The sequence below is a fragment of the Sphingobium sp. genome (genome assembly GCF_041987595.1).
Lineage (GTDB): Bacteria > Pseudomonadota > Alphaproteobacteria > Sphingomonadales > Sphingomonadaceae > Sphingobium.
The window spans coordinates 1-11,993 of record NZ_JBHIWJ010000116.1 but is presented as its reverse complement, the minus strand read 5'-3'; the positions used below and the strand labels follow the sequence as shown (position 1 = coordinate 11,993).

Annotated in this window: 10 protein-coding genes; 3 read left to right on the top strand and 7 right to left on the bottom strand. The window is 63.2% G+C overall.

The features are described from left to right. On the top strand, nucleotides 1-745 hold a 745-nt coding region (locus ACFC3J_RS19715), incomplete at its 5' end, for an AAA family ATPase (protein WP_375197744.1). A gap of 98 nt (nucleotides 746-843) precedes the next feature. Here the strand turns inward: ACFC3J_RS19715 and proS are convergent. Together proS and phaR are read right to left on the bottom strand one after the other, a co-directional pair. Next, entirely contained in the window at nucleotides 844-2,370 is a 1,527-nt protein-coding gene (gene proS / locus ACFC3J_RS19710; RefSeq protein WP_375197743.1) for a proline--tRNA ligase, read from the bottom strand. Nucleotides 2,371-2,441: 71 nt separating this feature from the next. Then, nucleotides 2,442-3,020 (bottom strand): polyhydroxyalkanoate synthesis repressor PhaR, encoded by a 579-nt coding sequence (gene phaR, locus ACFC3J_RS19705; protein ID WP_375197742.1) that lies wholly within the window; start codon nucleotides 3,018-3,020, stop codon nucleotides 2,442-2,444. Here phaR and ACFC3J_RS19700 point away from each other — a divergent pair. Beyond that, complete coding sequence (locus tag ACFC3J_RS19700) at nucleotides 3,019-4,107, top strand: alpha/beta hydrolase (protein ID WP_375197741.1); 1,089 nt, start codon at nucleotides 3,019-3,021, stop codon at nucleotides 4,105-4,107. The genes phaR and ACFC3J_RS19700 overlap by 2 nt on opposite strands. 51 nt (nucleotides 4,108-4,158) lie before the next feature. Beyond that, nucleotides 4,159-5,331 (top strand): acetyl-CoA C-acetyltransferase, encoded by a 1,173-nt coding sequence (locus tag ACFC3J_RS19695; RefSeq protein WP_375197740.1) that lies wholly within the window; start codon nucleotides 4,159-4,161, stop codon nucleotides 5,329-5,331. 61 nt (nucleotides 5,332-5,392) lie between these two features. Here ACFC3J_RS19695 and alr read toward each other — a convergent pair whose 3' ends face one another. The 5 genes from alr to bioB form a co-directional block, all read right to left on the bottom strand. Then, on the bottom strand, nucleotides 5,393-6,439 hold the full coding sequence (gene alr, locus ACFC3J_RS19690; RefSeq protein WP_375197739.1) for an alanine racemase: 1,047 nt from the start codon (nucleotides 6,437-6,439) through the stop codon (nucleotides 5,393-5,395). A 40-nt stretch (nucleotides 6,440-6,479) separates the two neighbouring features. Further along, on the bottom strand, nucleotides 6,480-8,072 hold the full coding sequence (locus tag ACFC3J_RS19685) for an MFS transporter (RefSeq protein WP_375197738.1): 1,593 nt from the start codon (nucleotides 8,070-8,072) through the stop codon (nucleotides 6,480-6,482). Between the two features lie 199 nt (nucleotides 8,073-8,271). After that, nucleotides 8,272-8,643, bottom strand: coding sequence for a tRNA-binding protein (locus tag ACFC3J_RS19680; protein ID WP_375197737.1), 372 nt, complete (start codon nucleotides 8,641-8,643; stop codon nucleotides 8,272-8,274). Nucleotides 8,644-8,742: 99 nt separating this feature from the next. After that, on the bottom strand, nucleotides 8,743-10,743 hold the full coding sequence (locus tag ACFC3J_RS19675; protein WP_375197736.1) for an acetyl-CoA carboxylase biotin carboxylase subunit: 2,001 nt from the start codon (nucleotides 10,741-10,743) through the stop codon (nucleotides 8,743-8,745). A 103-nt stretch (nucleotides 10,744-10,846) separates the two neighbouring features. Next, entirely contained in the window at nucleotides 10,847-11,845 is a 999-nt protein-coding gene (gene bioB / locus ACFC3J_RS19670; RefSeq protein ID WP_375197735.1) for a biotin synthase BioB, read from the bottom strand. Nucleotides 11,846-11,993: the final 148 nt, after the last annotated feature.

Sequence of the window (11,993 nt, the reverse complement as noted above, 5' to 3'; positions counted from 1 at the left end):
GATCAACCTTAGCGACATGATGTCCAAGGCTTTCGGCCAGACCCAGAAGAAGCGCCGCAAGATGCGTGTCGTCGACGCCTGGGACAAGCTGGTCGAGGAGGAGCAGGATAAAAGGCTCGATCAGGACGATGTCGCCCGTGTCGCCATTTCCAGCGCCGAGCAGAACGGCATCGTCTTCATCGACGAAATCGACAAGATCGCGGTCAGCGATGTACGCGGCGGGTCGGTCAGCCGCGAAGGGGTGCAGCGCGACCTGCTGCCGCTGATCGAGGGCACGACGGTTTCGACCAAATATGGCCCGCTCAAGACGGACCATATCCTGTTCATCGCGTCCGGCGCTTTCCATGTTGCGAAGCCCAGCGACCTGCTGCCGGAATTGCAGGGCCGCCTGCCGATCCGGGTCGAGTTGAAGGGGCTGACGGAGGATGATTTCGTCGCGATCCTTTCCGACACCAAGGCCAGCCTTGTCGCGCAATATCGCGCGCTGCTGGCGACCGAGGGCGTCACCATCGACCTGACTCAGGACGGCATCCGCGCCGTGGCGAAGATCGCCGCCGAGGTGAACAGCGAGGTCGAGAATATCGGCGCCCGCCGTCTCCAGACGGTGATGGAAAAGCTGCTGGAGGATGTGAGCTTCGAGGCCGAAGACCGTCAGGGCGAAACGCTGGTCGTCGATGCGGCCTATGTCGAGAAACAGTTGAGCGCAGTGGCGCGCAACACCGACCTTAGCAAATATGTGCTATAGGATTGGAGGTCGGCTCCAGTGCTGACCTTCGTTCCTATCGAGCGAAGTCGAGATACGGTCGCGTAACCGATTCTCTACTTCGCTCAACGGATTAAAGGTCAGTAGCTCCGCCCGACCAGCACCCGCTCCACCGCCTTCTCGCCGGTGAAAATGCACGCGCCGTCAGCCGCCTCCGCGTCCGTCGGCACGTTGCGCAGCGTCAGCTTCTCGCCCTTCAGCCATTCGACCACCTTGTCGAGCGCCGGGCCGGTCGGCTTGGCCCACTGCACCAGCGCCCAGCCGGGCTTCTTGCTCTGGCCGAAATAAGCCTTGAGCGCATCGAGCGAGGCGATCGACTTGTCGATATTCCCCAGCAGCCGCGCCTGCGCCTCCGTGAACAGCGCCTGCTGGATTTCCTCCAGCATTCCGCAAACCGCGCCCAGGAAGTCGCCCTTCGCCACAATCTGGCTGTCGAGCTTGCCATCTTCGCGATAGAGCCGGTCGCGGCGAATGACCGACACGTTGCCGCCCGCCACATCGCGCCCGCCGACCTCGATCACGATCGGCGCGCCCTTTTTGACCCAGCCCCAGCGCTTGTTGGCGGCCTTGGCCGGACGGCGATCCAGCAGGGCGCGCACCGGCTCGCGGAACACGTCCAGCCTGTTCAGCTGCGACACCAGATCGCCGCAATAATCGAGGATCGCGGCATCCTCGTCATTGTCGCGCAGCATCGGCACCACGACCACCTGATAGGGCGCAACCCGCGGCGGCACGCGCAGGCCGTCGTCGTCACCATGGACCATGATGAGGCCGCCGATCATGCGCGTCGAAACGCCCCAGCTGGTCGTCTGCGCCAGTTCCTGCTGCCCTTCGGCATTCTGGAACTTGATATTCTGCGCAGACGAGAAGGTCGTGCCCAGAAAGTGCGACGTCCCCGCCTGCAACGCCTTGCCATCCTGCATCATCGCTTCGATCGAATAGGTCGCGACAGCGCCGGGGAAACGCTCATTCTCCGGCTTCTCGCCCGCGATGACCGGAAGGCCGACACATTCCTCGGCAAAGCTGCGATAGACTTCGAGCATCTTCATTGTCTCTTCCATCGCCTCATCGACGGTGGCGTGAGCGGTATGCCCTTCCTGCCAGAGAAACTCGGCGGTGCGCAGGAACATGCGCGTGCGCATTTCCCAGCGGACGACATTGGCCCACTGGTTGATCAGCACAGGCAGATCGCGCCAGCTCTGCACCCAGCGCGAGAAGGCGGCGCCGATCACCGTTTCCGACGTCGGACGAACCACCAGCGGCTCTTCCAGCTTCGCTTCGGGATCGGGCACCAACCGCCCGTCCTTCTGGATCAGCCGGTGATGGGTGACGACCGCCATTTCCTTGGCGAAGCCGTCGACATGCTCGGCTTCCTTCTCGAAATAGGAAAGCGGAATGAACAGCGGGAAATAGCAATTTTCGTGGCCGGTCGCCTTGATGCGCTCGTCCAGCAGCTTCTGCATGCGTTCCCAGATTCCATAGCCCCACGGCCGGATGACCATGCAGCCGCGCACGCCGCTTTCCTCGGCCATGTCGGCTTCGGAAATGACGGCCTGATACCAGGCGGCGAAATCCTGTTCGCGGGTAACGGAAAGGGCGTGCTTCACGGGATCGACCTTACATTCGAGTGGATGGCGCGCCATAGGCCAAGCGCGCCGCCCATGTCGACCCCGAAGACCTAACTCAGCTTGTCGATCTTTGCATTCAGGGCCGCCAGTTGCGCCTTGAGCTGGGCAATCTCGTCATCCTTGCTCTCATCGGCGGCCGGCGCTGGCGGAGGCGTCGTCATACCGGGCATCCCCGGCATACCGGTGCCAAAGGCACTCGCAGCGGCCTCGAACATCTGCATGTTGCGCTTGGCGATCTCGGCCAGCGGTCCCCCTCCGAAAGCACCTTTCATGGCTTCCTGGAACTGCTGCTGGTTCTTGCGGAAGGCATCCATTGAGGCTTCCAGATATTGCGGCACCATGGACTGCATGGAATCGCCATACATGGCGATCAACTGACGCAGGAAGTTGACGGGCAGCATATTCTTGCCCCGCTGCTCTTCCTCCATGATGATTTGCGTCAGGACATTATGCGTGATGTCCTCTCCGGTCTTCGCATCAACGACAACGAACTCGCGCCCCTCACGAGTCATTTGCGACAAAAGATCCAGCGTGATGTAGCTCGACGTTTCTGTGTTATATAGCCGCCTGTTAGCGTACTTCTTGATAACGACCGGTTCGGATTCGTTCGCGGTCTTAGATTTGGCCATGGATACCTCTCCCACACCTGCATTTTCCGCATTAGCACAGCACAATGCCGCGTCGCAACATGGGCCGCGGCCCTTACCCCTTTTTCTCAATATTTTATGGCGCGAAACGGAGGGTGATCCCGAACTGCGCCGACGCGCTTTCCACGGTTTGCGCAGATATCAAGAGGCCCGCCGCCCGCCCAAACCGCCCGCGCCGCTCGCTTTCGCATCTGCGGGCAGCGCGAAGCTGCTCCGATATGGCGCGGAAAATGGCCGCGCGCCGGTGGTGTTCGTGCCGTCGCTGATCAATCCGCCGCAGGTGCTGGACCTGTCGCCCAGCCGCTCCATGCTGCGCCACATGAGCGCAGCAGGACATGACGCCTATCTGGTCGACTGGGGCACCCCCGCATCGGACGATGGCCATCTGGGGCTGGACCGTCATGTGACCGAACGGCTGCTGCCCCTGCTGGCCGCCCTGCCCCGGCCGCCCATTCTTGTCGGCTATTGCCTGGGGGGAAATCTGGTCATCGGCGCCGCAGCATTGCAGACGCCCAAAGCTGTCGCGGCCATCGCCTCGCCCTGGAATTTCAAAGGCTTCGCGTTGGCGGATCGTGAAGAGATTGGCGCCTTGTGGCGCGGCGCAAAGCCCCTTTGCCAGCGACTGGGCTATGTTCCCATGGAAGTGCTGCAATCGGGCTTCTGGGCGATGGACCCGGCCCGGACGATCCGCAAATATGCGGCCTTTGCGGACACGCCCCATGGGTCCGACGAGGAACATGCCTTTCTGGCGGTCGAGGATTGGGCAAATGGTGGCCCACCGCTCACCTATGACGCGGGGCGCGATCTGTTCGAGAATTTTTATGCCGCAAATGCGAGCGGGCTGAGCAAATGGCGGGTCGGCGGCAAGGCTGTAGACCCCAAGCAACTCTCTTGCCCCACATTTTCAATCCGTTCCGCGACCGACCGCATCGTGCCCGCCGGCGCCGCCCCGGAAATGAAGCAAAACGTGACGTTGCGGCTGGGTCATGTCGGCATGATCGTGGGGGGCAGCGCGCGGCAGCAGATGTGGGAGCCGCTGTCCCAATGGCTTTCCAGTCATGGCGGATGATGATATGTGCGGCCGCGAAAGCAATCACCCCCGGAAGTGAGGATCAAGGCTTTGTCTGACATCGTAATTACCGCAGCCAAGCGTACCGCCGTCGGCAGCTTCATGGGCGCGTTCGGTTCGACTCCGGCGCATGAACTGGGGCGCATCGCGATCATCGCCGCGCTTACCCAGGCCGGGGTGGCGCCCGAAGAAGTGGACGAAGTCATCCTCGGTCAGGTGCTGAGCGCCGGTCAGGGCCAGAACCCCGCCCGTCAGGCCGCCGTCAATGCCGGTATTCCGGTCGAACGCACCGCAATCGGCCTCAACCAGCTTTGCGGCTCGGGCCTGCGTTCGGTCGCACTGGCCGCTCAGGCCATCCGCGCGGGGGATGCGCGCATCATGGTTGCGGGCGGGCAGGAAAACATGTCGATGGCTCCCCATGCGCAATATCTGCGCGGCGGTGCGAAGATGGGACCCGTCTCGCTGGTCGACACCATGATCCATGACGGTCTGACCGATGCCTTCAACAATTATCATATGGGCATAACCGCCGAAAATCTGGCCGAGAAGTATCAGATCAGCCGCGAGGCGCAGGATGCCTTCGCGGTCGCCAGCCAGAACAAGGCGGAGGCCGCCCGCGCTTCCGGGCGGTTCGCGGACGAAATCGCGCCGGTCACGATCAAGGGCCGCAAGGGCGACACCATCGTCGATGCCGACGAATATATCCGCGCTGGCGCCACCATTGAAGCGATGCAGGGCCTGCGGCCCGCCTTCAAGAAGGACGGCACGGTGACGGCGGGCAACGCCAGCGGCATCAATGACGGCGCGGCGGCGCTGGTGCTGATGACAGAGGCGGAAGCTGCCCGCCGCGGCGCGGCCATCCTCGGCCGCATCGCTGGCTTTGCCACATGCGGCGTCGACCCGGCGATCATGGGCATTGGTCCCGCCCCGGCCTCACGCAAGGCGCTGGAAAAGGCGGGCTGGTCGATTGCCGATCTGGAGCTGATCGAGGCGAACGAAGCCTTCGCCGCGCAGGCTCTGGCGGTCGGTCAGGAACTGGGCTGGGACGCGGACAAGGTCAACGTGAACGGCGGCGCGATTGCCATCGGTCACCCGATCGGCGCGTCCGGCGCGCGGGTGCTGACGACACTGCTGTATGAAATGGGCAAGCGCGACGCGAAGAAGGGCCTCGCCACGCTCTGCATCGGCGGCGGCATGGGCGTTGCCATGTGCATCGAACGCTAAGTTCTTATCTGAAATATCGCAGGGGGCCGTCAGTCCGAAAGGAATTGGCGGCCCTTTTGCATCAATCCCAGATCCGGTCGAAGCGCGCGCCCAGCCCGGTCAGCAATTCATATTGCGACAGTCCCGAAATCGCGGAGGCGTCGGGCAGGGCGTAATCGACGCTCAGCCAGTCCCCTTCCCCAATATCCGTCGCGCCGGACACGTCGACCGCCGCCAGATCCATCGACACCCGGCCGATGACCGGTAGCCGTTCATTGCCCCGGTGCATCGCGCCCCGGCCGGAAAAGCCGCGCAGATAACCGTCGGCATAGCCCAGATTCACGATCGCGATCTCCATGTCGGCTACCGCAACATGCGTGGCGTTATAGCCGATAGCGTCCCCCGCCAGAACCCGGCGCCTTTGCAGCACCTGCGCCTCCGGGAAGACGACTTGTCGGATGGCTCCCGCTGCCTCCCGCCGGGGAATGCCGCCATAAAGCGCAATGCCGGGCCGCGTCATGTCGAACGCATAATCCGCGCCCAGGCAAATTCCCGCGCTGTTCGCCAGGCTATAACGCTCGGCGGCGACGCCCTGCCTAAGCGCGGTGAAGCGCTCCAACTGACACCTGCTGAGCGGCTTATCCTCATCGGCAGAGGCAAGATGGCTGAGCAGCGTCCTGAGCTGCAAAGCTTCGACCTGCCCCGCCACATCCCCGCGCCAGTCAAGCCCCAGCCGGTTCATGCCCGTATCGACCATCAGATCGCACGGCCCGCCATTGGCCGCCTTCCACCGCGCCACCTGCCGCTCGCTGCACAGCACAGGACGCGCGCGCGACGTCAGCGCCACCGCCATATCCTCTTCGCGAACGCCATGCAGCACGGACAGGGACAGGCCGTCGTGCAGCAACGGCTCCAGCAACATCGCTTCGGCCCAGTTGGACACGAAAAAATCGCGACATCCCGCGCCGGTCAGCCGCCGCATCACCTGGGCGGCGCCCAGCCCATAACCATTGGCCTTGATCGCCGCGCCGCACGCTGCCGCGCCGCCCTGCCCCTTTAGCCAGAGCCAGTTGGAGAGCAGCGCGTCTCCATCCAGACGCAGGCGCAGCGGAGCGGAAAAGTCGGTCATCAGCTTGCGGATAGCGCGCCCCGGAGCCATCGTCGAGGCATCAGGCGTCCATCTTTGCGCCCCGCGTCTCCGGCAACGCGATCAGACAGGTGATAAGAGCCACGGCAACCACTGCGATCGTATACCATAGGCCCGCATAGGGATCGCCCGTGCGGGCCACGATATATTGACTGACCAGCGGCAGAAATCCGCCGAAATAGCCGGTTCCGACATGATAGGGTATCGACAGGGAGCTATAGCGGATGCGCGCCGGAAAATATTCCGACAGCAACGCAGCGACCGGCCCATAGGTCGCGCCCGACAGCGTCCAGAGCAGCAGCAACGCGAGAAACAGCAAAAGGGCACGGGACGAGTCCGGCGTCACCGTGCCTGGATCATAACCCGCGGCCTGCAGCGCCATATCCAGGCCTTCCGAACTGAAATCCGTGACAGGCCTGCCTCCGATGCTGACGGAAGGCGCGGGACCATCGCGCTTCTCATAGGAAATTCCGCGCTTGGAAAAATGATCGAGCAGCTTTCCGCAGGCGGTCGGCTGAACCTTGGCAAAGGGATCGAAACGGCAATCAGGCCCGCTAACCACCACCGGCGCCCGCCGCGCGGCGGCGGTGAGCGAGGGGTTCGCCGTGCTGCCCATGAAATGAAAGAGCGGCATGAGGAGCAACAGGACCAGCGTATAGCCGATGACGATGGGCTTCCTGCGCCCCACCCGATCGGAGAGCCAGCCGAAGAAGATGAAGGCCGCGATCCCGGCAAAGGCGCTGCCGCCCACCAATAGCTGCGCCATGCCCGGTGCGACATGCAGGCCACTCTGCAGGAAGTAGAGCGCCTGGAACATCACCGTATAGGCAATGACGGTGAAGCCCGCCGCGATGCCGATCATCGCCACCAGCATCCGCCGCCTGTTGCCCGGATAGGTGAAGGCTTCTTTCAGCGGATTGCGGGACTGTTCCCCCGCCGCCTTCATTGCGGCGAAGACGGGGCTTTCCCGAAGCATCAGCCGCATCCAGAGGGAAATCGCCAGCAGCGCCAGCGAAAAGATGAAGGGCAGGCGCCAGCCCCAATCGTCCCACACCGCCTTGCCCACGATCCACTGCGTCCCCACCACCACGATCAGTGAAAGGATGAAGCCGCCGATGACCCCGGCCTGGATGAAGCTGGTGTAAAAGCCGCGCCGCCCCACTGGCGCATGTTCCGCGACATAGATGGCCGCGCCGCCATATTCCCCGCCCAGCGCCAGCCCCTGCGCGATCCTCAACAGGATGAGAATGATCGGGGCCGCCATCCCGATGCTGGCGGCCGATGGGGTCAGGCCCACGCCCGCGGTCGCGCCGCCCATCAGGACGATGGTGGCCAGAAACGTATATTTTCGCCCCCAGCGGTCGCCGAGATAGCCAAAAAGCGCGGCGCCCAAAGGCCGGAACCCGAACCCGATGGCAAAGCCTGCGAGCGAGTAAAGCAGCTCTACGGTCGGATTGTCGGTCGGGAAGAAGGTGCGTCCGATGATCGGGGCCAGCACGCCGTAGATATAGAAATCATACCATTCGAAAACCGTGCCGACCGCCGAAGCCGTGATGACCAAACGATCCTGACGGGCGTTCATCACATAGCCTGATCCGGCCACTTCCCCACTCATTCCGGTCCCCTTCCCGTTCTGCCAAACATCTTTAATGGAAAGGAAAATGGCGGCAAGCGCCGACGGAGTGGGTGGTTCGTCGCCATTCGACAATAGCCCTCACCCCAGCGGGAGCTGGGATCTCAGGTCGCGTTGCGCGCCCTCTTCCGAGATACCAGCTTTCGCCGGAATGACGGAAAGCGGCCAAGCCAGAATTCCATCAAAACAGCCGCGCACCATTGGGGACAGGTCTGTCCGGCGCGAACAGCGTGACGGCGCCGGCTTCATCCGCAAAGCCCAGCGTCAGCACTTCAGACAGAAACTTGCCGATCTGACGCGGCGGGAAATTGACGACCGCCGCAATCTGGCGTCCCGGCAAATCCTCCGGCGCATAATTTTCGGTGATCTGCGCACTCGATTTCTTCCGGCCAACGCCCGGTCCGAAATCGATCAGCAGCCTGTAGGCAGGCTTGCGCGCCCCAGCATAGGGTTCGGCGGACAGGATCGTGCCGATCCGGATATCGACCTTCAGAAACTCGTCGAAGCCGATGCTGTCGCCGACAGGGGAAGCGGGATCATGGTCAAGATGCATGTCCCATCCTAACCGCTCGGGAGGAAACCGGGAATGCGCGGATTGTCGCCCACGCACTTCCCGGCCTCTCCCGAAACATTCATTCCATTCCCGAAACATTCATTCCATTTCGAGGATGATCGCATCCACCGCCAGGCTTTCGCCCTGCGCGGCCGAGACGCTCTTCACGACGCCCGCCTTCTGCGCGCGCAGGATATTCTCCATCTTCATGGCCTCGATCACCGCGAGCGGCTGCCCCGCCTCGACCTTGTCGCCTTCCTGCACATGCAGCGCGACCAGCAGGCCGGGCATCGGGCAGATCAGGAAGCGCGACAGATCCGGCGGGATCTTTTCGATCATATGCCGGGCATGGACCGCGGCATGGGCCGGCAGGATGCGCAGCTTGTGGCTGGCGCCATGGGCCGTCAGCACGAAGCCCGAGCGAACCGGCGCGATCTTCACCGCCAGTTGCTCCTCGCCGAACTCCGCCTCGATCAGCCGGTCGCCGGGCGTATATTCCAGCGCCATGTCGATCGCCTCGCCATCGACGGTGACGTCATCGCCTTCGATCACGACGTCATGGATGGCGTCCCCGATCTTCACCTGCCAGCCGGTGGGCGGCGCCAGCCTCTTGCCCAACTGACCGTCGATCCGGCGGGCGCGGTCGGCCTGCGCCATGGCGGCAAAGGCACCGACGGCGGCCAGACGCTTGACCAGCGTTTCAGAGGCCGGAGCGCCGGTGAAGCCTTCGGGATATTCCTCGGCGATGAAGCCGGTGGTGATGTTGCCGGAACGGAACCGCTCATGCTGCATCAGGGCCGAGACGAAATCGATATTGTGGCCGGGGCCTTCGATCTCGAACTGGTCGAGAGCCGCAATCTGCTTGTCGATGGCCTCCAGACGGGTCGGCGCCCAGGTGATCAGCTTGGCGATCATCGGGTCGTAGAACATGCTGACCTCGCCACCTTCGACCACGCCGTCATCGACGCGCACCTTGGTCCCGCTGTCATCGGTGCCAGTCGCCGGCGGATTGTAGCGGATCAGGCGGCCCGTGGAGGGCAGGAAGCCGCGATACGGGTCTTCGGCATAGACGCGGTTTTCGATCGCCCAGCCGTTGATCTTCACATCCTCCTGACGGAAGCTCAGTTCCTCGCCATTGGCAACGCGGATCATCTGCTCGACCAGATCGAGGCCGGTAATTTCTTCCGTGACCGGATGCTCCACCTGCAGACGGGTGTTCATTTCCAGGAAGTAGAAACCGTCCCCGGTCTTGTCCGCGCCCGACACGATCAGCTCGACCGTGCCCGCGCTGAAGTAGCCGACCGCGCGCGCGAGGGCGACGCACTGCTCGCCCATCTTCTTGCGCATTTCGGGGCTGACGAAGGGCGACGGCGCTTCCTCGACCACCTTCTGGTGACGGCGCTGGATCGAACATTCGCGCTCGTTCAGGTAAACGATATTGCCGTGCTGGTCGCCAAGGATCTGGATTTCGATATGGCGCGGGCTTTCGATGAACTTCTCGATGAAAACGCGGTCATCGCCGAAGCTGTTCAACCCCTCGCGCTTGGTCGCCTCAAACCCTTCGCGGACATCCTGCTCGCTATAGGCAAGGCGCATGCCCTTGCCGCCGCCGCCGGCCGACGCCTTCATCATCACCGGATAGCCGATCTCGTTGGAGATGCGGACGGCATGCTCAGTGTCCTCGATCACGCCGACATAACCCGGCACGACGTTGACGCCCGCTTCCTTGGCGAGCTTCTTCGACTCGATCTTGTCGCCCATGGCCGCGATCGCGTTGGCGGGCGGGCCGACGAAGATGATGCCAGCCTCGTCCAGCGCTTTGCGGAAGCTCTCACGCTCGGAAAGGAAGCCGTAGCCGGGATGAACCGCATCAGCGCCGGTCGCCTTGCACGCCTCGATGATCTTGTCGGCCAGCAGATAGGATTGGGCAGCAGGCGGCGGCCCGAGATGCACGGCCTCATCCGCCATCAGGACGTGGGGCGAACGCGCATCCGCGTCCGAATAGACCGCCACGGTCTTGATGCCCATCTTCCGCGCGGTGCGGATGACGCGGCATGCGATTTCGCCACGGTTCGCGATCAGGATCTTGGTGATTGCCATTATTTATCCTTGCCCCAGTCCTATTCCTCTCGGCCCGTCCGGGCTGAGTTGCCGATGCCCGCTTTCCAGAAGAGAGCAGGCTTTCGTCGGCATGCGTGTTGAATTATTCAGCCGCCTCCAGATGCCCGTGCGGCTGCGCCATCATCGGCGACAGCCCGAGCTTGGAAAGCAGCGCGCTATCCTTGTCGTCGCCGGCATTGGCTGCGGTCAGCAGCTTGTCGCCGGTGAAGATGCTGTTCGCGCCCGCCATGAAGCAGAGCGCCTGACAGGCCTCGCTCATGCTCTCACGGCCCGCCGAGAGCCGCACCATCGACTGCGGCATGACGATCCGCGCCACCGCGACGGTACGAACAAACTCCACCTCGTCGATCTTGGCGAGCGGCGTGTCCTTGAGCATATCGCCCAGCACAGTCCCGGCCACCGGCACCAACGCGTTGATCGGCACGCTTTCGGGATGCGGCATGGTGCCCAGCGCGTGCAGGAAACCGATGCGATCGGAGCGCGTCTCGCCCATGCCCACGATCCCGCCGCAGCAAACATTGATGCCCGCGTCACGCACATTTTCCAGCGTCTCGATCCGGTCCTCGAAGGTCCGGGTGGTGATGACGTTGGCGTAATTTTCCGGCGAGGTGTCGATATTGTGGTTGTAATAATCGAGGCCCGCGTCGGCCAGCTGCTTCGCCTGATCGGCCGACAGCATGCCCAGCGTCATGCAGGTTTCCATGCCCATCTGGCGCACGCCCTTCACCATTTCGATGAGCTTGGGCATGTCCCGTTCCTTGGGATTGCGCCACGCCGCGCCCATGCAGAAACGACCCGAGCCGTGATCTTTCGCCTGCGCCGCCGCCTGAAGCACGGCCTGCACGTCCATCAGCTTGGTCGCTTTCAGGCCGCTTTCCGCCTCGGTCGACTGGCTGCAATAGCCGCAATCCTCCGGGCAGCCGCCGGTCTTGATCGACAGCAGGGTCGACAGCTGCACTTCATTGCGCGGGAAATTCGCACGATGGATCGACTGCGCCTCGAACATCAGGTCGTTGAAGGGCAGGTCGAACAGCGCGGCGATTTCGTCGCGGGTCCAGTCGGTGCGGGCGGTCGTAGTCATTATGCGGCTTCCTCTAGCCCCGCCGGGGGCATGTTGTGGCCGAGGAGGCGCAGCACATCGGCGGCGCACTCCACGACGTTGGAACCCGGTCCATAAATGCCCTGCACGCCCGCGTCACGGAGATAGTCATAATCCTGCGGCGGAATGA